This window comes from Flavobacterium sp. NRK1 (assembly GCF_024054175.1).
Lineage (GTDB): Bacteria > Bacteroidota > Bacteroidia > Flavobacteriales > Flavobacteriaceae > Flavobacterium.
Window position 1 is genome coordinate 736,210 of sequence record NZ_JAMXLA010000001.1, and the last position, 20,001, is coordinate 756,210.

The following is a 20,001-nucleotide window of genomic DNA, read 5'->3' on the forward strand; positions in this document are numbered from 1 at the left end:
AAAAATCCCGCAAAAGCGGGATTTAAATTTATTATACTATAAAATGAAACCGTTTATGATGCTGCCTTAAGTCTTTTAAGCAATGTTTTATTTAAATGATGCTCAACATACTCTTTATCTATATGCAGTTCTTTTTCATCAGAACCTGGCAATTCATACATTGCTTCGGTAAGTATGGCTTCGCAAAGTGAACGCAGTCCCCTTGCTCCAAGCTTATATTCTAATGCTTTTTCTACAATGTAATCAAGCGCTTCATCTTCAACAGTAAGAGCAACCTCATCCATTTCAAACAGTTTTATGTACTGTTTTACAAGAGCATTTTTAGGCTCTGTAAGAATTGCACGAAGCGTTTCCCTGTCAAGCGGATCCATATGCGTTAAAACCGGCATACGCCCGATAATTTCCGGAATAAGTCCAAAATCTTTAACATCTTTCGGAATTATATACTGTAATAAGTTATCCTTATCAATGTTATCGTTATTTCTTGACGTGCTGTACCCTACTGCCTGACGGTTAAGCCTTTTAGATATGATGCGTTCTATGCCATCAAAAGCTCCTCCTGCAATAAACAGAATATCCTGAGTATTTACTTCTATAAATTTCTGATCAGGATGTTTTCTTCCACCTTTTGGCGGAACGTTCACCACAGTACCTTCAAGTAATTTAAGCAAAGCCTGCTGTACCCCTTCACCCGATACATCACGGGTTATAGAAGGATTATCGCTTTTACGGGCAATTTTATCTATTTCGTCAATAAACACTATACCACGTTCCGCTTTTTTAACATCATAATCGGCAGCCTGCAAAAGACGGGTTAATATACTTTCCACATCTTCACCTACGTAGCCTGCCTCTGTAAGTACAGTAGCATCTACAATAGTAAGAGGCACATTAAGCATGCGGGCAATAGTTTTAGCTACAAGTGTTTTACCTGTACCTGTTTGCCCTACCATAAGAATATTGCTCTTTTCAATTTCTACACCATCTTCTCCCTGAGGCTGCATTAATCTTTTGTAGTGATTGTAAACCGCAACCGAAAGCACTTTTTTAGTCTGGTCCTGCCCAATAACATACTGATCCAGGAATGCGCGTATCTCTTTTGGCCTTTTAAGTTCTAATTCTGCCGATAAAGCAGATGACCCTGTCTGTTTTAATTCTTCAAGTACAATACCATGTGCCTGCTCTATACATCGGTCGCAGATATGTGCATTTATGCCGGCAATAAGCAGGTTGGTTTCAGGCTTTTTCCTACCACAAAAAGAACACTCTAATACTTCTTTAGCCATTTTTAATAATTTGGTTAAGCAACAATAGGACTATTAACCGGCCCTATTGTTACATAACGCATAATTTTATTTTTATTCTCTTATCAACACTTCATCAATCATTCCGTACTCTTTTGCTTCAGTAGCTTTCATCCAGTAATCTCTCTCACTGTCTTTATGTACTTTCTCAAAACTTTGTCCGGAATGCTTCGCTATAATTTCATAAAGCTCTTCTTTAAGCTTAAGCATCTCGCGAAGGTTAATTTCCATATCTGTAGCAACACCCTGTGCACCACCTGATGGTTGGTGAATCATAACTCTTGAGTGTGGTAATGCCGAACGTTTTCCTGCCGCACCCGCGCATAAAAGCACTGCACCCATAGAAGCAGCCATACCTGTACAGATAGTAGCTACATCAGGCCTTATATACTGCATAGTATCATACATACCAAGACCTGCATAAACGCTTCCGCCCGGTGAATTGATATAGATCTGGATATCCTTAGAAGCATCTGTACTTTCAAGGAACAATAATTGCGCCTGAACGATGTTAGCGATCTGATCATCTATTCCTGTACCAAGAAAAATGATCCTGTCCATCATAAGACGTGAAAAAACGTCTAACTGTGCAACGTTCATCTGACGTTCCTCCATAATATACGGAGTCATACCCATTGGGGTAACGCGGTTAATTAATTTATCGTAGTATAAATTATTGATGCCATGATGTTTCGTGGCATACTTTTTAAATTCTTTACCGTAATTCATAGTTGTTTTAAAAAATTTATTTGTTTGCATTAAAGAACGAAACGCCAGCCCAAATGGGCTGACGTTCAAATATACTCATTTTTCGTGAGAATTATTCTCCGTACATCTCTTTGATAAAATCCTGATATGTAACGTCTTTAGTTTTAAACTTAACTTTTTCTTTAAAAAGATTAAGCATTTTTTCGCTCATTACCTGCTCAGACAATCTCTTAACTTCGTCTTTGTTAGAAAGTACTCTTGCAACAATTCCGTCAACATCTTCATCTGTTGGGTTAAGCTGTCCAAACTGAGCCATTTGCTTTTTAATAACCTCAGCCGTGTACGCTTTAAGGTCATCAAACGTAATCTGCAAACCGTTTTCATTAATTACTTTACCCTCAATAAGCTGATAACGAAGTCCGTTTTCAGATTTTTTGTACTCCTCTTCAGCCTGCTCCGGAGTTAAAGGAGTTTCACCTGCTGTCTGAAGCCATTTTACAAGAAATTCAGCCGGAAGGTCAAATTTAGTATTCTCTATAAGCGACTCTGTAACGTCGTTAAGGAATTTTTGGTCTGCCTGAGAAGCAAATTGCTGTTCAGCATCTTCTTTTATTTTTTCTTTAAGCTGTTCTACAGAAGTAACAACACCTTCACCAAAAAGTTTATCAAAAAGCTCCTGGTTAAGTTCAGCTTTTTCAGTAGTATTTATTTCATCAATTGTAAAGTTCACCTCAACATCAAGACCATGAACGTCGTCATGGCCCACTTTAAGGTAATCCATAAGTTTGTGGTCATCATCAAACAGGCCTTTAGTTGAAATAGTAACTACATCTCCAACTTTTTTACCTAAGAATTTTTTACCTACAGTTTTAGTTTTAAAAATGTCAGATGAGATAGTAACATTATTGTTAATACCTTTTTCCTCATTTGTAAAAGTACCGCGAATATCGTCTCCTTCTTCTGATTTCTCTTTAGAAACCAGTTTGCCGTATTGTTTCTGTATGCGCTCTATTTGCTCATCAAGCATTTTATCATCGGCAGTAATGTTGTATTTTACAACTTTATTTTTTGCACCAAGGTCAACAGTAAATTCCGGAGCAAGCCCAAGTTCAAACTCAAAAGAGTAATCGTCAGCATCCCAGTTAAAATCTTCAGTAACTTTAGGCAGCGGGTTACCAAGTATATCAAGTTTTTCTTCTACAAGATAGTCGTTAAGCGAAGTCTGAAGAATTTTATTTACTTCGTCTAAAAGCACAGCTTTACCATATTGTTTCTGGATAAGGCTCATTGGCACTGCGCCTTTTCTGAAACCAGGAATACTTGCATTCTTCCTGTAGTCCTGTAAAACTTTATCAACTTTTTGTTTGTAATCTTCTTTGGTTACAGCTACTGTTACAACAGCATTTAATGCATCTACCTGCTCTCTTGTAATGTTCATTATCTAAATTTGTTTATATCATATAAAATAGGGTTGCAAAATTAAAGTTTTTTTGCAACTCATACAAGTTTTTAAATTATTGTATACCAATATCCTGAAAAAAGAATACTGATTTTTGTGTGTTATGATTTTTTTTCTGAAAGACCTGATACAAGCGACTGGCAAAACGACAATACAAGACTGAATAATAATGCTGTCCAGAAGCCTCTTACATGAAAGCCGGTTACCAGTTCATCGCAAAGCATTATAATAACAGCATTAATAACTAAAAGAAACAGCCCCAGGGTAAATATAGTTGCCGGCAATGTAAATAAAACCAGTATAGGTTTTATAAATATATTCAGCAAACCCAGTACCAAAGCAACTATAATTGCTGTAAACAAACTATCTACACTCACTCCTGGCAAAAAATTAGCAAGCAGCAACACAAATATTGTGGTAAAGAAAATATTAATAAGCGTTTTCATGAGTAATTGGTTTTAAACAAAAATAAAAAAAAGCACCCGCAGGGCGGATGCTTTTAATAAAATATTAGTGAAAGCTAGTTGTTTGAAGTCAGTACCGTAGCTCCCGGATACGTGCCTGGAATAACTAATGGTAAATGTGCTTTATAATAACTGTTTATAACTTTAATAAACTCGTTAGCCACAAAAGCATAACCTCTCGCGTTAGGATGAACTCCATCAAGCGAAAATACTACTGTATTAGCAGTTGCAGGACTAAAATAACCTGCTTTATAAATCTGCCCGTCTTCAGACATTAATCCCGTCACAAGCTGTGCCAATACTGCATTCATATCGGCAACTGCAAGATTTTTAGATGCTGCTATTGTTTTGATTGTATTATTAAAAGAAGTTGTTGCCTCATTTACCATTGCTATTTCTGAAGCAGTCAATATATGCTGATCCTGTAGAGGGAAAGTAACACCATACTTATTAAGCGGATCGATTGTATTTGGAGCATTTGTACCAATTGCAGTTCTTGTAGTAAGCAGTACAAGATCCTGAGCCGTAGCCTGCCTTACCTGACCGTAGTTAGCACCTAAATAAGGAGCAAGTGCTACAAGCTGAGGGTTTCCGCTGCCAGCAGCAGCCGCAGTAATCTGTGCTCCAAGATCTGCAAGCGACTCATCTTTTATCAATAACGGATTAGCTTCTGTAGCAGAAAGCAAATTAAGTCTTCCCCCCTGTCCGAAAGCTGTAAGTATCTGCTTAAGCGGCCCATATAATTGCTGATTAAGTGCTGCTATGGTCGCCTGACCTACCTGTTCGTTACCGCCACCAATAACAGAAGCTGTAAGTGGATTATAAGGCACAGTTGTAAAAAACGGAACTGAAGTAACACTCGGAATTGTTGCAACAACACCCTTTGCACCGTTTGCTGTAAGTGCATTAGTTATATTAGAATAAGCCCCTGCAAAAACCTGAGGATCGGTAATATCATTATTACCATATGTTTTGGCATCAAAATTTCCAGCCTGATTAACCCCTACACCTCCTGAAGTAGCAAATGCAAGTACATCATTGCTGCCTATCCAGTTAGTAAAAAAAGTAGGATTTTTAGATAATGCATCTTCAAGCACAGTAGCCGTTGGCGATGTTGCCTGCCTTACAAAATAAGGATTTGCTTTACCTGTTGACGTTAAAACATCAAGACTGCCATAGCCCGGACTCAGTAAATGGAAAACCTTTGCTCCTGGTATTCCCATATTATTATAAGCTTTTTGCTGTAAATTACCTGCACTAATGGTTGGCGTACCGGCAATAGGCCCGGGCCCGCCACTGGCAGAATTAATTATTAATCTAGTGTCAAATATTTTAGTACTGCCCAATATCATTCCCCCTGCATTATTCAAATCATCTTCGTAAGAAGGCTGGGTAAACTCCCCGCCGCCTACAAGAGCAAACTGCTTGGCAAGAATATTTGGGTAAGAATATTGCTGTCCGCTTTTAAAAACAGTACCATCCATATAACCCGCAGTTAGCGAGTTACCTATTGCAACATAAGAGCTAAAATCGGCTTCGCCTGCACTGTAGCTGCTATCGTTTACTTCATTTTCAAATTCCGGCTGGCAACCTGCAAATACAGCTGCTAAAACCGCTAAGTATATAAATTTATTTTTCATTTTCATGTCAGATTAAAAGCTATATGATAAACCAATTCCGGGAGAGAAAACAACATTTTTGTAAGTACCTCCAAAAGAAATATTCGGATTTCCGTCTTCAACATAATGATCGTAAGAAGCATCGATCTCTTTAAAGTGAAGGTATAAGAACGAAACATCTACACCAAGCTTATTGGTAATCATATATGTTAAACCACCTGTAAAGCCCATAGAATCGTTTCTTGGTGTTTCAGGAGCAAAATAACCTCTCTGTACCGGACTTTCATCAAAATACCAACCTGCTCGGAAAGAGAATTTATCATTAGGCTTAAACTGAGTACCTACTCTATAAGTACTTGCATCTTTATAATTACGCGGGTTATAAGATTGCGGAACCTGAGAAGTTGATGTATGTTTAAAATCTACAACTAAAGCATCATATACATTCCAGAATGCCCTGTTATAATCAAAAGCAACTAACCATTTATCTGTAAGCTGTACAGAAATACCTGCTGTAAGTTCTGCAGGCAATGGCAGGTTAGCATTAAAAGTAGTATTACCTAACTGTATATCCTGTGCAGATGTTGGAGAATCTGCAAGATATGCAGGCACATCATGGAAAGTAGCCTGGCCATCACGGGCTTTCATTGTAATTTCAGAACGATAGTTAACACCTAATCGCACTGTTTTTGCCGGATTAAACATAAAACCTGCGCTCCATCCCCATGCGGTAACACCGCTTTCATCTATGGTAACATCAGTTTTATTACCCATTTCATCAGTAACGCTTCTTCCCACATTTCTGTTAAAATTCACGCTTCCAGTAACAAATATAGGTCCTCCGCCAACACTAAACTGGTCACTAACTTTTACCGAAACTATTGGCTGAATATAAATAGCTTCAAGATCTATATTGTTTACAAGGTGTGCACCATCCCAGTCTTTATCCCATTCTACAGCACTTCCGTAAGGTGTATAAGCCGCAAGGCCTACCGACAACCAGTCTGTTGCCTTATAAGCTATATAAGCACTAAAAGGTGTACCTGTATTTGAGGTAGAGTTTCTAAGGTTATTTTCCATGCTCTGGTATTTTGTTCTTGCAAAAAGAGCATTGGCACCTATTGAAGCACTAAAACGGTCTTTAAGGTAAACAGCACCCGCCGGGTTAAAGAACAAGACCTCGGCACTGTTAACCACCCCAACGCCGGTATGCCCCATAGCTAATTGTTTCTGACCCTGAAGACTTACACGATAACCTCCTGCAAATGCAGATGTTACCACAGCCATCATTGTTAAAGATAATAGTTTTTTCATAATTTAAAAGAAGTGTTAGTTTCCCATTAATAAAATCTTATATCAAATTTATAATTTTTTACGAATTGCACAACAGTAAACCGAAAATTATTATGCATTCATAATAATTATATTTTCAAAAATTACATCGCATTTTTAAAAAATTATCATAAAAAATACTTAAAATTATAACTATCAAATAAAAGTTAACACTTATAAACTTTTGTCTTTGGTAAACAATACAGATATTAATAAAAACACAAATAACTATTTAACCATATTAAAATAGAGTAAATTACATCATAAAAAATCATTGTATGAAATTGTTCAGAAAAATAGCTTTTATAATTACGGGGTTAGTTTTATTACTTATAGCTCTTAATGTAGGATTAAGCTATTATATATCTAAAAAGCTGCCTTCTATTATAAAAGGAGAAAAAGATTTTCCCTACGCTTTTAGTTATGAAAACCTTGATATTAATTTACTAAGCGGCAGCTTTACTATACAAAATGCCTATTTGGCTCCAAAGGGCAATATGAAAACAGCAATGCAGGAAGGTGCTTTTGCTAAAATAAAAAAAATTGAAGTAAATAACTTTAGCTTATGGGCGATACTAATGCATAACCATATTAAAGTTAAAGAAGTTATTATTGATAGTCCGGATGTGGTGCTTTATTATCGTAAAGAAAAATATAATACACAAGATGATTTTGTAAAGCCATTTAAAAATACAATAACAACCAAAAAATTAAGTATTAATAACGGCACGTTTAAAATGCTGGATTCCGTTCAAAATCCAAAATTAAAAGCCGCCAATATTAATTTTGTGCTTAACAATATAAAAATAGACAGCACCAGTTTAAAAAATGATATTCCTGTAAGATATCGCGACTATAGCTTAAAATGCGACAGCCTGTTTTTTAACACAGGACCCTTTTATAATATTACCGCAGGAAGCATTGCAACAACTGACAGTATTTTAACTGTAACAGATTTTAAATATACCCCGCTGCAAAGCAGGAGGCAATTTAACAGCATGATAGCAAAAGAAAAAGATCAGTTTACTGTTATGGCAGACACAATATCTACACAAAATTTAGACTGGGGGTATTATAACGACACTTTATACGTTCATACACCCGAGCTTGTTATACAAAAAGTAAATGCTAATGTGTACAGGGGTAAAATGGTAAAAGATGACCCTACAAGAAAAAAACTATACAGCGAACTTTTAAGAAGCCTTACATTTGATCTTAAAGTAGATACGCTGTTATTAAAAAACTCAATGGTAGTATATGAAGAGCAGCTTGAATATGAACGTTCGCCAGCTAAAGTAAGTTTTTCAAACTTTTATGCTACCGTTACAAACATTTACAGCCCCATACTTAAAGACAAACTGCCTCCAACCAATATAGATGTAAAATGCCTGTTTATGAAATCTGCTCCTTTAAGTGTCAACTGGACATTTAATACTTTAGACACCAGTGATTCATTTACTATAACCGGCATTTTAGAAAATATAAAAAGCCAGGAAATAAATCCTGTTACAAAACCTTTAATGAATGCCGCTACAAAAGGTGATATTGCAAGGGTAGAATTCACTTTTAATGCAAATAGTGAACGGGGCAAAGGAGATTTTGCCATAAAGTATGACAATCTTAAAGTAGATGTTTATAAAAAAGACGGCAAAGACAAAAACGGTTTAATGAGTGCTGTAGGAAACCTGCTGGTTAAAAATGATAGTAATGATGAGCTTAAAAAAACACACCCAGAAGTTGAACGTAAAAAAGATAAGTCAGTTTTTAATTTCCTTTGGCGGTTTGTAGAACAGGGATTAAAAGAAACTATTTTACCAAAAGCCGTAGCCAAAATTGCAACTAAAAAGAAAGACAAAAAGTAATCAAGTAGTCAACATCTCACAAAATACAAATGCCGTTAAATTACCGACATTTGTATTTTTAAATTTATCTCTTTCTACCCACAAACCGGATTACAGAACCCAGCCCATTATGATATAATCCCTCATTGAGATGAATTTCTGTTTCTTCGAGTTCTAATATATCGTAGTTATTAAAATCAGCTTTTATTTCCTCTACAGAAAACAACGATTCAACATCTTTTGGTCCACCAACTTTTTCATTTTTTGCTAAATATTCAAGATTCCTTTTACTAAAGGCTTCAAAAATCACTATGCCTCCTTTACGCAAATATCTGGCAAGCATTTTATGCAGTTGCGATTTAATGTTTGCCGGGAAATGTGCATAAATAAGCGCTATTACACCAAACTGTCCATTTGTATAGTTTAGAGTTTGCAACTCGCCAACCTTATAGTCTATAACCACATTTTCCCTTGCAGAAAGTTCAATTGCTTTTTTCCGGCCTTCATTACTAATATCAAATGCAGAAACTGTCCAGCCAAGTTTTGCAGCAAACACAGCATTACGCCCTTCTCCTTCTGCAGGAAAAAGTATTTCTTCGGGCTTCAGCTTTTCTAACTGTTCTTTCAAATAATTATTCGGCTGCTCGCCATAAGCAAATTCACTTTTACTATAGCGTTCATCCCATCTGTCAGTCCAAATATCTGCCATCTCTTTATGTTTTTTCTTTTCACTATGCTTTTAAAAACTCCAGCGTTTCAGCTAAAAAATCTTTAGGATTTTCTGCATGCAGCCAATGACCTGAATTTTTGATCTCTTTAATTTCAACCTGTGGGAAATGTGATTTTATAAGATCAAAATCTTCATCTTTAATATAACTTGATTTATCGCCGCGTAAAAAAAGCGTAGTTCCGTTAAATGTTGCCCCTTCAGGAAGCGCCTTACCAATATTTTCAATATTTTTATTAAGAGAATCAAGATTAAAACGGAAACCAAGTTGTTTTCCCGGCTCAACCCAGTACACACTTTTCAGCAGAAACTGCCGTGTACCCAAATCGGGAATATGATTTGCTATAGCAGCTTCAACAGCAGCCCTGTCGGTATGTATAGAAAAATCAACCGCATTTAGTCCGGCCATCACATCCTGATGGTGAGGTGCATAATATTTAGGACCTATATCTGCTACCACCAGCCTGTCCAGCATTTCGGGATGCTGAACCGCGAAAAACATTGCTGCCTTTCCTCCCATTGAGTGACCTATTATATCAACTTTACCAAGATTATAGTGATTAATATATGCTACTAAATCCTGCACCATTGCAGCATAAGTAAACTCATCAGAATGAAAACTCTTTCCGTGATTACGCATATCAAGAGCGTGCGTTTGAAAACCCGCCGCAACATACTGCCCTGCTAGTGTTTTCCAGTTATCACTCATACCAAGATATCCGTGAAGAATAAGAAGTGGCTTGCCCTCTCCTTGTATAACAGAATGCAATACCATAATTATTTCAGTTTTTGAAGATACATATTCACTACATTTTCAAGTCCTAAATACAAAGACTCTGCAATAAGCGCATGTCCTATAGAAACCTCCAAAAGTTCGGGAATGTTTTCTTTAAAAAATTTAATATTATCAAGACTCAGATCATGTCCTGCATTAATACCAAGTTCAAGCTTATTTGCAAGTTCAGCAGCTGCTACGTAAGGTTTAATACCGTCATGGTTACCCAATCCGTATTCATGAGCAAAAGCTTCGGTATAAAGTTCTATCCTGTCTGTTCCTGTTTCTTTAGCCCCTTCTATCATAGCCAAAACAGGATCAACAAATATAGATGTGCGTATATTATTGCGTTTAAATTCTGCTATCACTTCCTGCAAAAAAACCTTGTGTTTCACAGTATCCCAACCTGCATTAGAGGTTATAGTATCATCGGCATCAGGCACAAGGGTTACCTGTGTAGGTTTCGTTTCAAGCACAAGGTCAATAAATTTAGGAACAGGATTTCCTTCAATATTATATTCAGTATGTACAACAGGCACTAAATCTCTTGCATCCTGATAACGAATATGTCTTTCATCCGGCCGGGGATGTATGGTTACACCCTGAGCACCAAACTTTTGCACATCTGCTGCTACTTTTAAAAGGTCAGGAACATTGCCCCCTCTTGAATTCCTTAAAGTGGCTATTTTATTTATGTTTACGCTTAATTTTGCCATATCTTTGTTAAGTCTGCTTTTTAAAGCAAAAATACAAAGTTAAAAAGGCATACTCTTCTTATTTTTGATTATTTTGCATAATATATTACAATTGCCCCATGACAGAAATTACAGATTTCATTAACAACGACATTAAACCCTTACGAATTACCGACAGCGTTTCAGACGCTCAGGATCTTTTTGCCGATTACCCTTTTTCGCACTTTCCTGTACTTGAAGAAGGTATTTATATCGGTTCAGCAAGGTCTGAAGATATGGAACTGATGGATATAGAAAAAACAATGGCCGATCTTCGTTTCGGATTCGATCGTTTTTTTGTAAGAGATAATGCCCTTTGGCTTGATGTACTTGAAGTTTTCGCCAAAAATGAAACCAATTTACTGCCTGTTCTTGATAAAGACAATAAATATCTGGGATATTATGAAATTACAGATATTATTACCTTTTTCCATGAAACACCTTTTCTTAAAGAAGACGGAGGAATTATTGTAGTTGAAAAGGGGGTAAATGACTATAGCATGAGCCAGGCCGCCCAGATTGTAGAAAGCAATAATGGCAGGCTGCTTGGCCTTTTTATATCTGAAGCCAATATGGAAAAAGTACAGATTACCTTGAAAATAAGCCTTGGCGGCATGAGTGAGATATTACAGACTTTCAGGCGCTATAACTACAATATTATTACAGAGCACCAGGAAGATGCTTATCTTAATACTCTTAAAGACCGCTCTGATTACCTTGACAAATACCTGAACATTTAACACCCGGCCTATGAAGATTGCTGTGTACGGACAATATTACAAAGATAATACCGAAGACATCATAGAAAAAGTACTGAGTGTTTTTGAAAAATATAATCCAGAAGTAGCTTTTGAATCTAATTTCTATGATGTGCTTAATGAGCACAATTTATTAAACAAAACATTTACTGTTTTTTCAGGCCACGAAGGATTGAATGAAGGATTTAACCTGCTAATATGTATTGGCGGAGACGGCACTATGCTGCGCGCAGCTACTTTTGTTCGCAACAAAGGTATACCTATTCTGGGTATAAATGCAGGGCGCTTAGGTTTTCTGGCAACTGTTCAGCAGGAGAATATCGAAATGCTTTTACCTTTAATTTTTGAACACAAATATAAAGTTTCACCAAGATCATTACTTACGCTTGATTATAACGGTAAAGACAATGAACTTGCCGAACTTGACTATGCCCTTAATGAAATTACCGTAAGCCGGAAAGATACTACTTCTATGATTACTATAGAAACAAGGCTTAATGGCGATTACCTGAATGCCTATTGGGCAGATGGGCTTATAATTTCAACTCCTACCGGGTCTACAGGATATTCTTTAAGTTGCGGCGGACCAATATTAATGCCTGAGGTAAACAGTTTTGTTATCACTCCTATAGCACCCCACAACCTTAATGCAAGGCCCCTTGTTATACCCGACGATACGGATATTGAATTAATAGTAAGCAGCAGGGAAAATCAGCACCTTATTTCTCTGGATTCCCGAATTATAACAGTAGATGTAGAAACATCATTACGAATTAAAAAAGCTCCTTTTAAAATTAACCTGGTAGAATTTCCTCAGGAAAAATTCCTGGTAACACTCCGCAAAAAACTATTGTGGGGAGAAGACAAAAGAAATTAAAATTTCACAATTTTATTCTCTCTGCATACTACACCGCATCTTCTTCCGTTTTCAAGACTGTATTTAATGCTAATTATGCAATTGTGAAGGTAAAATGTCTATTGTTTCGGTAATTAGAATTCTATATTGTTATATTTGCACCCAATTTTAAAGGAATGAACAGGATACTATATCTTTTAATTATAATAATAACATCGCTTAGTGCCAGTGCCCAGATTAATGAGCTTGGTATTTTTGCCGGTGGCGCCAATTATATAGGTGATGTAGGGCCTACAAATTATGTAGCACCTAACGAGCCTGCACTTGGCATTATTTATAAATGGAACAGAAGCCCGCGCCACTCCTGGAGAGCATCTTTTACATATGCTGACATTAAGTCGAAAGATGCAGATTCTGATATGTCCGGAAGGCAGGAAAGAGGCTATGAGTTTAAAAATACAGTAAAAGAGTTATCTTTAGGCCTTGAATTTAATTTTTTTGACTTTAACCTTCACGAGCCTGATTTTCAGCTAACCCCTTATGTATATACCGGGATAAGCTATTTTTGGTCTGATGAGCTATATATAAACAATGGTGAAACGAGAAGGCTTGATTCAAAAGGTAACCTTGCAATACCCATGACCGTAGGTATAAAATCTAACGTATTTGAAAATTTTGTGCTCGGCTTTGAAGTAGGCGCACGCTATACATTTACTGATGACCTTGACGGAAGCAACCATAGCGATTATCCTCAGTTAGCATTTGGTAATCTTGACAGCAACGACTGGTATGTATTTACCGGATTTACTTTAACTTATACTTTTGGGGTTCAACCTTGTTATTGCGCAGAATAAAGTATGGACAAAACAATCACCTTAAATACAGATAATCTGCCTAAACATCTTGCAATAATAATGGATGGCAATGGCCGTTGGGCTAAAAAACAGGGCTTTTTACGGGCTATAGGCCATGAAAACGGAACCAAAGCCGTAAAGATAATAGTTGAAGCCTGTGCCAAATTAGGTATAGAAAACCTTACACTTTACGCATTTTCCACAGAAAACTGGAACAGGCCTAAACTTGAGGTTGATGCCCTGATGAATATTCTGGTAAATTCCCTGAAAAAAGAACTGCCTACCCTTAAAAAAAATAATATACGGCTTAATACCATAGGCAATACAGACCTTTTACCATCTAAAGCCCGCAAACAGCTTCTTGATGTTATAGAAGATACAAAAGAAAATAACAGAATGACACTTACCCTTGCCCTTAGCTATGGTTCAAGGGAAGAACTGATTTCTGCCTTTAAAAAAATAACCGAAAAAATAAACACCAGCCAGCTAGCAATAGCTGATATAAATGAAGCAACCATAAACCAGCATTTGTATACTTATGACCTGCCAGATGTAGACCTTGTAATAAGAACAAGCGGAGAACACAGGATAAGCAACTTTTTGCTTTGGCAGATAGCCTATGCAGAACTATATTTTACAGATGTTTTATGGCCCGATTTTAGGGAAAAAGACTTACATGAAGCAATTATCAGTTATCAAAAAAGAGAACGTAGATTTGGAAAGACCAGTGAACAAGTTAAATAAAAAAATAATGTTTCAGAGAAGCATTAAATTACTTTTAGGCATCTTAGTATTAGCAACAGCCAATAAGGCTGCTGCCCAGAATGATGGGCCCCGCCTTGATGCGGGAAAACAATACATCCTGGCAGATGTTCTTGTTACAGGAAAAACCACCTACAACGAACAAACAATTGTTACCTTCACTCAGCTTGAAAAAGGCCAGGCCATACAGGTACCCGGCGAAGAAATAAGTAACGCTATTAAAAAGCTGTGGAAACTGGGTCTTTTTAGTGATATTAATTTTTACATCAGTAAAGAAAGAAACGATAGTATCTGGCTGGAACTGAACATACAGGAATTACCAAAACTAAGTGAAGCCAGAATTCAGGGTATTAGAAAAGGTAAACGTGAAGCGCTTATTAAAGATACGCAGCTTACTAAAAACAAAGTTGTTAATGAAAACCTGCTTACAACTACAAAAAATTACATTGAGAACAAATACAAAAAAGATGGTTACTACAATACCAAAGTAGCTATTAATGTAATACCTGACAGTTTAAATACTGTGAAAATGGTAGTTAATGTAGATAAAGGTGATAAAGTAAAAGTAAAAAGAATAACTTTTACAGGAAACAATCAGCTTTCTGACGCGAAGCTTAAACGCGCTATGAAAAACACAAAAGTTAAGGCTTTCCCTAACCCATTACGCCTTTTTAAATCTTCTAAATTTGTTGCAGATAAGTATAAAGAAGACCTTAACAGCATTGTAGATAAATACAAAGAAAAAGGATACAGGGATGCAAGGATTACAGAAGATACCGTAACTTACGACCCTAAGAGAAACCTTGTTTCAATAGCCATGAACATTGAAGAGGGTAATAAATACTATTTTGGAAATATAAAATATATTGGAAATACGGTTTATACCAATTCACAGCTTAACCAGATATTAGGAATTAAAAAAGGAGAAGTTTATAATGGTATATTACTTCAGAAAAGGATTGCTGATCCTACCAAGCCTGATGGACTTGACCTTACAAACCTTTACCAGAACAACGGATATCTTTTCTCTAATATTAATGCGGTAGAAGTTAAAACAGCTAATGACACTATTGATTTTGAGATCAGGATAGTCGAAGGCCCTATTGCCTATTTTAATAATGTAACCGTAGTTGGTAATGACAAAACAAATGACCATGTAATTTACCGCGAGCTAAGAACAAGGCCGGGTATGCGCTGGAACAAAGAAGAAGTTATAGGGACTGTACGTGAACTTGGTGCACTTGGTTTCTTTGATGCAGAAACTATCCGTCCTGACGTTAAAAACCCTGACCCTGCTGCAGGAACTGTAGATATAGAATGGCATGTAACTGAAAAAGGATCAAGCCAGATTGAATTGCAGGGTGGTTACGGCGGCGGTGGCTTTATTGGTACCCTTGGGTTATCATTCAACAACTTCTCAGCACGAAATATTTTTAATAAAAAAGCATATACACCGCTGCCGATGGGTGACGGGCAAAAGTTATCGTTACGCCTTCAGGGTAGTACCTATTTCCAAACATACAGCTTATCATTTACAGAGCCCTGGTTTGGACGTAAGAAACCGATACAGATGTTTACATCATTATCACACAGTAAACAGTATTTATACAATTATTCAAACCGTGATGTAGACCGCTCTAAAAGTTTTACAATATCTTCAATTACAGTAGGTATGTCAAAAAGGCTAAGCCAGCCTGACTTTTATATGAGATTATCACATTCACTTACATTCCAGTATTACAACCTTAGTAATTATAACACAGGATTGTTTACCTTTGGTAACGGATCATCTAAAAACATAAATTATACTGTTGAATTAAGCAGGGATAACAGAGGGCGTAACCCAATTTACCCTTCATCAGGTTCTTATTTTAGTGTAAGTGCAAAATTAACACCGCCATATTCATTGTTTAACGGTATTAACTATGGTGATCTTAAAAATCAGGAAGAATACAAGCTTAAAAATAATTCAACTTCTCCTGTTGCCGGCGCAAATGGAGAAAGTATAGCGCCCGGCGAATACATAGACGCGGACGGTAACCGTACTGAAATGTGGCAGAATGCAGCGCCTGATCAAAGTAAAATTGACCAGAAAAGATTTAACTGGCTTGAGTATTATAAAGTTAAATTTAAGGCCGATGTATATACTAAACTTGCCGGTACACAATCTCATGAGCTGGTATTACGTTCATTAGCGGAGTTTGGTTTTATGGGAGCATATAACTCAAGCAGAGGGCTTGTACCGTTTGAAAGGTTCTATCTGGGTGGTGATGGCCTTGCCAACTATGCACTTGATGGCAGGGAAGTTATACAGCTAAGAGGTTATCCAAACCAGTCATTGGCACCCGTAGATGCCACGGGGGCACAAGTGGGGGGAACTATTTATAACAAATTCTCTTTAGAACTTCGTTACCCTATAACCCTTAAACAGCAGGCGTCTATTTATGCGCTTACATTTGCTGAAGCAGGTAGGTCTTTTGATTCATTTAAGAACTATGACCCTTTTGCGCTTAAACGTTCAACAGGTTTTGGTTTAAGGGTATTTATGCCTGCATTTGGATTACTTGGTATAGACTTTGGCTACGGATTTGACCCTGTAGAGGGCGGAACCCAGAAAAGTGGATGGCAAACTCACTTTATTATTGGACAACAGTTTTAAAATTGGCATGATATTTTCTAATACGTAATAAGATTATGAAAAAAAGTTTTTTTACAGTACTTATCGCTTTAGTAGCCTTAATGGCTAATGCACAATCCCGGGGTATAAAAATTGCATATCTTGATATGAATTATATTCTTGATAAAGTGCCTGATTATGCTGATGCAAAAAATCAACTGGAGCAAAAAGCTACTAAATGGAAGCAGGAACTTGAAGTTAAGCGCAACGAAATAAGCAAATTAAAAGAAAGCCTTCAACAGGAAAAACCTTTGCTTACTAAAGAGCTTATAGAAGAAAGAGAAGAAGAAATATTATTTCAGGAAAAAGAACTGATTGATTATCAGGAAAAAAGATTCGGCCCTATGGGCGATCTGGTAACTCAAAAAGCAGTATTAATTAAACCGATACAGGATCAGGTATTTACAATTGCACAGGATTTGGCAGAAATAAGAAAATATGATTTTGTTTTTGATAAATCATCAGATCTTACAATGATCGTTGCAGCTAAAAAACACGACATAAGCGACTATATCATTACAAAAATGACAAGAGCTGCCAAACAGGAAAAATTAAGCAGCAGAGAACTCAAGAAATTTGAAGAACAGGAAGCAAAAGAAGAGCACGAATCAAATCCTGATTATATAGAAAGACAGAAGATTCTTGAGGAAAGAAAAAATGCGCGTGATAAGAAGATAGAAGAACGTAAAGCTCTTCAGGAAGAAAAGAAAAAAGCGTATGAAGAAAAACGTGCACGTTTAAAAGCTGAAAGAGATGCTAAAAGAAACGGAACTGCTGTACCTCCAGCAGAAACAACTCCAAGTGAAGGTAGTAATATTCCTTTTGCTCCGAAAAGCAATAAAGACGCTAATGATAACGGAGACAAAACGGAGACAAAAACTACTTCTACAGATAAAAAAGCTGCAGCCAGTGAAGCAGCCGCAGAAAGACAAAATGCTATTGATGCCGCAAGAGAAGAGCGCGAGAGAAAAATAGAAGAAAAGAAAAAAGCACAGGACGAAAGAAAGAAACAAATATTAGAACAAAGGGAAGCAGCCAAAAAAGCCAGGGAAGAAAAGCTTAAGAAAAAAGAGGAAGAAACAACTGCTCCTGCCGGTGATGATAGCAATACAGAGGAAGAAACTCCTTCAAACCCGTAACACATAGACAAAGAACAAAAACAAAAATTAATAATAAATACTTTAAATGATGAAACAATTGAAATCTTTATTAATCGCTGCATTACTTTTTGTTGGAGCAAGTCAGACAGTATCTGCACAGGCAAAAGTTGCTCATATTAATGTAAGTGAATTAATGACTAATATGCCCGAAATGAAGGCTGCAAACGCTCAGCTTGAAAAACTAGGTAAAACATACGACACAGAGTATAATACAATGGTAGATGAGTACAGAAATAAAATAAAAAAATATGAGGCTGAAGCTACAACTGTATCTGACGCTGTGAATGATACCCGCCAGACTGAAGTACAGGATATGCGTGCAAGGATAGAGCAATACCAACAAACTGCTTCTAAAGAGCTTCAGACTAAACAAGAAGAAATTGTTAAACCTATTCTTGAGAAAGCAAGATTGGCTATCCAAAAAGTAGCTAAGGCTAAAGGATATCAGTATGTACTTGATTCTTCTGTTGGAAGCGGAGTATTACTTGCTGATGGACCGGATTTATTAGCTGACGTTAAAAAAGAACTTGGTTTCTAATATATCATCAAACAGAAATATTTAACGGCTCATTTAATGAGCCGTTTTTTTTATATTTGTTTCATGGATAATAGCACTAACCCTATCGGATTATTTGACTCAGGAATCGGTGGTACATCGATTTGGAAAGAAATACACACTCTGTTGCCCAATGAAGATACAGTATATCTTGCCGATAGTAAAAATGCACCTTACGGACAAAAATCGAAAGATGAGATAATAGATCTTAGCATCAAGAATACAGAGTATCTATTAAATCAAAATGCTAAAATTATAGTAGTTGCATGCAATACCGCTACTACTAATGCTATAAAAGAACTGAGAGTTAAATATAGTATTCCTTTTATAGGTATAGAACCGGCGATCAAACCCGCAGCAATTCACACTAAAACAAAAACAATTGGAATACTGGCAACAAAAGGTACACTCTCAAGTGAGCTTTTTTATAAAACTGTTTCCAATTTAAAAGGTATTACCGTAGTAGAGCAAATTGGGCATAACCTGGTAAAGCTTATTGAAGAAGGAAAACTTGAATCGGAAGAAATAAAAGATTTGCTTAAACAGTATCTGGACCCTATGATCAAAGCCAATATAGACCATTTAGTGCTTGGATGCAGCCACTATCCATATCTTATACCCCAAATTAAAGAAATCCTTCCTGAAGGGGTTAAAATCATCGATTCTGGTGAAGCAGTAGCAAGGCAGACAAAATTAATATTAGAACAAAACAATATTTTAAATACTAGGACTCACAAAAGCTCAAATTTGTTTTATACTAATTCTGATCCGGTAGTATTAAAATCTATTCTTAAAAACGATTATAAGGTAGAAAATAAAGATTTTTAATCTTATTCTCTTTTATCAAACCAAGAAGAATACATAACATAATTATTAGATATTCTTTCTATTTCCCCTGCAAAATCTGAAGCGCTTATATCTTTTACCTTTTTTGCCGGAACACCCGCGTATATAGTTCCCGATTCAACAATAGTATTCTGAGTTACAACAGCACCGGCAGCAATAATAGAATTGCTTTCTATAACGCAATTGTCCATTACAATGGCTCCCATCCCTATCAGCACATTATCTTTAACAGTACATCCATGCACAATAGCATTATGCCCTACTGAAACATTATTACCAATAGTTGTAGGATGTTTTAAATAAGTAGCATGTATTACAGCTCCATCCTGTATGTTCACTTTATTGCCAATTTTTATATAATGAACATCACCCCTTATTACAGCATTAAACCATACGCTGCACTGGGCACCCAAAACAACATCTCCTACAATAGTTGCATTCTCGGCAACGAAACAATCCTCAGGTATTTGAGGGTATTTTCCATTCACTTCTCTTATAACCATATCTCTTTAAAAAAGTCGTCCCGATAGCAAGCTATCGGGACAGAATTAATAATATTACTTTATTAT

19 protein-coding genes are annotated in these 20,001 nt (G+C 36.5%); 9 read left to right on the top strand and 10 right to left on the bottom strand.

Annotated features, from left to right (window positions below; genetic code table 11):
- Positions 1-53: 53 nt before the first annotated feature.
- The 6 genes from clpX to NHE85_RS03635 all read right to left on the bottom strand — a co-directional run bounded on the left by clpX (position 54) and on the right by NHE85_RS03635 (position 6,868).
- On the bottom strand, positions 54-1,286 hold the full coding sequence (gene clpX, locus NHE85_RS03610) for an ATP-dependent Clp protease ATP-binding subunit ClpX (RefSeq protein ID WP_252809758.1): 1,233 nt from the start codon (positions 1,284-1,286) through the stop codon (positions 54-56).
- 72 nt (positions 1,287-1,358) lie between these two features.
- Positions 1,359-2,033, bottom strand: a complete 675-nt coding sequence (gene clpP, locus NHE85_RS03615) for an ATP-dependent Clp endopeptidase proteolytic subunit ClpP (RefSeq protein WP_252809759.1) — start codon at positions 2,031-2,033, stop codon at positions 1,359-1,361.
- 91 nt (positions 2,034-2,124) lie between these two features.
- On the bottom strand, positions 2,125-3,450 hold the full coding sequence (tig, locus tag NHE85_RS03620) for a trigger factor (protein ID WP_252809760.1): 1,326 nt from the start codon (positions 3,448-3,450) through the stop codon (positions 2,125-2,127).
- A gap of 122 nt (positions 3,451-3,572) precedes the next feature.
- Positions 3,573-3,917 carry a phage holin family protein gene (locus NHE85_RS03625; protein WP_252809761.1) on the bottom strand — a complete coding sequence of 115 codons (345 nt, stop codon included), beginning with the start codon at positions 3,915-3,917 and terminating at the stop codon, positions 3,573-3,575.
- A 74-nt stretch (positions 3,918-3,991) separates the two neighbouring features.
- On the bottom strand, positions 3,992-5,575 hold the full coding sequence (locus NHE85_RS03630) for an SGNH/GDSL hydrolase family protein (RefSeq protein WP_252809762.1): 1,584 nt from the start codon (positions 5,573-5,575) through the stop codon (positions 3,992-3,994).
- 12 nt (positions 5,576-5,587) lie between these two features.
- Positions 5,588-6,868: an OmpP1/FadL family transporter gene (locus NHE85_RS03635; RefSeq protein ID WP_252809763.1), complete on the bottom strand. Its 1,281-nt coding sequence runs from the start codon at positions 6,866-6,868 to the stop codon at positions 5,588-5,590.
- A 296-nt stretch (positions 6,869-7,164) separates the two neighbouring features.
- Here NHE85_RS03635 and NHE85_RS03640 point away from each other — a divergent pair, with 296 nt between their 5' ends.
- The gene (locus tag NHE85_RS03640; protein ID WP_252809765.1) at positions 7,165-8,748 is read left to right on the top strand and encodes a hypothetical protein; all 1,584 of its coding nucleotides are present in this window, start codon (positions 7,165-7,167) and stop codon (positions 8,746-8,748) included.
- Positions 8,749-8,812: 64 nt separating this feature from the next.
- Here NHE85_RS03640 and NHE85_RS03645 read toward each other — a convergent pair whose 3' ends face one another.
- From NHE85_RS03645 to NHE85_RS03655, 3 genes are read right to left on the bottom strand one after another with little or no spacing between them, the layout of a single operon-like run.
- Entirely contained in the window at positions 8,813-9,436 is a 624-nt protein-coding gene (locus NHE85_RS03645; RefSeq protein ID WP_252809767.1) for a bifunctional 2-polyprenyl-6-hydroxyphenol methylase/3-demethylubiquinol 3-O-methyltransferase UbiG, read from the bottom strand.
- Positions 9,437-9,458: 22 nt separating this feature from the next.
- Positions 9,459-10,229 (bottom strand): alpha/beta fold hydrolase, encoded by a 771-nt coding sequence (locus NHE85_RS03650; RefSeq protein WP_252809769.1) that lies wholly within the window; start codon positions 10,227-10,229, stop codon positions 9,459-9,461.
- A 2-nt stretch (positions 10,230-10,231) separates the two neighbouring features.
- On the bottom strand, positions 10,232-10,945 hold the full coding sequence (locus NHE85_RS03655; RefSeq protein WP_252809771.1) for a pyridoxine 5'-phosphate synthase: 714 nt from the start codon (positions 10,943-10,945) through the stop codon (positions 10,232-10,234).
- Positions 10,946-11,043: 98 nt separating this feature from the next.
- On the opposite strand from NHE85_RS03655, the gene NHE85_RS03660 reads away from it, so the two are divergent.
- The 8 genes from NHE85_RS03660 to murI all read left to right on the top strand — a co-directional run bounded on the left by NHE85_RS03660 (position 11,044) and on the right by murI (position 19,414).
- Positions 11,044-11,703 carry a CBS domain-containing protein gene (locus NHE85_RS03660; protein WP_252809773.1) on the top strand — a complete coding sequence of 220 codons (660 nt, stop codon included), beginning with the start codon at positions 11,044-11,046 and terminating at the stop codon, positions 11,701-11,703.
- A gap of 10 nt (positions 11,704-11,713) precedes the next feature.
- Positions 11,714-12,598, top strand: a complete 885-nt coding sequence (locus tag NHE85_RS03665) for an NAD kinase (protein WP_252809774.1) — start codon at positions 11,714-11,716, stop codon at positions 12,596-12,598.
- A gap of 155 nt (positions 12,599-12,753) precedes the next feature.
- Complete coding sequence (locus tag NHE85_RS03670) at positions 12,754-13,431, top strand: DUF6089 family protein (protein WP_252809776.1); 678 nt, start codon at positions 12,754-12,756, stop codon at positions 13,429-13,431.
- A 3-nt stretch (positions 13,432-13,434) separates the two neighbouring features.
- The gene (locus NHE85_RS03675; protein WP_252809778.1) at positions 13,435-14,175 is read left to right on the top strand and encodes an isoprenyl transferase; all 741 of its coding nucleotides are present in this window, start codon (positions 13,435-13,437) and stop codon (positions 14,173-14,175) included.
- The gene (gene bamA / locus NHE85_RS03680) at positions 14,108-16,852 is read left to right on the top strand and encodes an outer membrane protein assembly factor BamA (protein ID WP_252809780.1); all 2,745 of its coding nucleotides are present in this window, start codon (positions 14,108-14,110) and stop codon (positions 16,850-16,852) included. The genes NHE85_RS03675 and bamA overlap by 68 nt, the downstream gene beginning before the upstream one ends.
- A gap of 35 nt (positions 16,853-16,887) precedes the next feature.
- Complete coding sequence (locus NHE85_RS03685; protein WP_252809782.1) at positions 16,888-18,009, top strand: OmpH family outer membrane protein; 1,122 nt, start codon at positions 16,888-16,890, stop codon at positions 18,007-18,009.
- A gap of 49 nt (positions 18,010-18,058) precedes the next feature.
- Positions 18,059-18,568, top strand: a complete 510-nt coding sequence (locus NHE85_RS03690) for an OmpH family outer membrane protein (protein ID WP_252813274.1) — start codon at positions 18,059-18,061, stop codon at positions 18,566-18,568.
- Positions 18,569-18,631: 63 nt separating this feature from the next.
- Positions 18,632-19,414 (top strand): glutamate racemase, encoded by a 783-nt coding sequence (gene murI, locus NHE85_RS03695; protein WP_252809784.1) that lies wholly within the window; start codon positions 18,632-18,634, stop codon positions 19,412-19,414.
- Between the two features lie 2 nt (positions 19,415-19,416).
- Here murI and NHE85_RS03700 read toward each other — a convergent pair whose 3' ends face one another.
- Positions 19,417-19,935 carry a gamma carbonic anhydrase family protein gene (locus tag NHE85_RS03700; protein WP_252809786.1) on the bottom strand — a complete coding sequence of 173 codons (519 nt, stop codon included), beginning with the start codon at positions 19,933-19,935 and terminating at the stop codon, positions 19,417-19,419.
- Between the last annotated feature and the right edge of the window lie 66 nt (positions 19,936-20,001).

Bases quoted from the DNA above. Each gene is read 5' to 3' on its own strand.
- clpX (WP_252809758.1), bottom strand. From the start codon at position 1,286: ATGGCTAAAGAAGTATTAGAGTGTTCTTTTTGTGGTAGGAAAAAGCCT.
- clpP (WP_252809759.1), bottom strand. From the start codon at position 2,033: ATGAATTACGGTAAAGAATTTAAAAAGTATGCCACGAAACATCATGGC.
- tig (WP_252809760.1), bottom strand. From the start codon at position 3,450: ATGAACATTACAAGAGAGCAGGTAGATGCATTAAATGCTGTTGTAACA.
- NHE85_RS03625 (WP_252809761.1), bottom strand. From the start codon at position 3,917: ATGAAAACGCTTATTAATATTTTCTTTACCACAATATTTGTGTTGCTG.
- NHE85_RS03630 (WP_252809762.1), bottom strand. From the start codon at position 5,575: ATGAAAAATAAATTTATATACTTAGCGGTTTTAGCAGCTGTATTTGCA.
- NHE85_RS03635 (WP_252809763.1), bottom strand. From the start codon at position 6,868: ATGAAAAAACTATTATCTTTAACAATGATGGCTGTGGTAACATCTGCA.
- NHE85_RS03640 (WP_252809765.1), top strand. From the start codon at position 7,165: ATGAAATTGTTCAGAAAAATAGCTTTTATAATTACGGGGTTAGTTTTA.
- NHE85_RS03645 (WP_252809767.1), bottom strand. From the start codon at position 9,436: ATGGCAGATATTTGGACTGACAGATGGGATGAACGCTATAGTAAAAGT.
- NHE85_RS03650 (WP_252809769.1), bottom strand. From the start codon at position 10,229: ATGGTATTGCATTCTGTTATACAAGGAGAGGGCAAGCCACTTCTTATT.
- NHE85_RS03655 (WP_252809771.1), bottom strand. From the start codon at position 10,945: ATGGCAAAATTAAGCGTAAACATAAATAAAATAGCCACTTTAAGGAAT.
- NHE85_RS03660 (WP_252809773.1), top strand. From the start codon at position 11,044: ATGACAGAAATTACAGATTTCATTAACAACGACATTAAACCCTTACGA.
- NHE85_RS03665 (WP_252809774.1), top strand. From the start codon at position 11,714: ATGAAGATTGCTGTGTACGGACAATATTACAAAGATAATACCGAAGAC.
- NHE85_RS03670 (WP_252809776.1), top strand. From the start codon at position 12,754: ATGAACAGGATACTATATCTTTTAATTATAATAATAACATCGCTTAGT.
- NHE85_RS03675 (WP_252809778.1), top strand. From the start codon at position 13,435: ATGGACAAAACAATCACCTTAAATACAGATAATCTGCCTAAACATCTT.
- bamA (WP_252809780.1), top strand. From the start codon at position 14,108: ATGAAGCAATTATCAGTTATCAAAAAAGAGAACGTAGATTTGGAAAGA.
- NHE85_RS03685 (WP_252809782.1), top strand. From the start codon at position 16,888: ATGAAAAAAAGTTTTTTTACAGTACTTATCGCTTTAGTAGCCTTAATG.
- NHE85_RS03690 (WP_252813274.1), top strand. From the start codon at position 18,059: ATGAAACAATTGAAATCTTTATTAATCGCTGCATTACTTTTTGTTGGA.
- murI (WP_252809784.1), top strand. From the start codon at position 18,632: ATGGATAATAGCACTAACCCTATCGGATTATTTGACTCAGGAATCGGT.
- NHE85_RS03700 (WP_252809786.1), bottom strand. From the start codon at position 19,935: ATGGTTATAAGAGAAGTGAATGGAAAATACCCTCAAATACCTGAGGAT.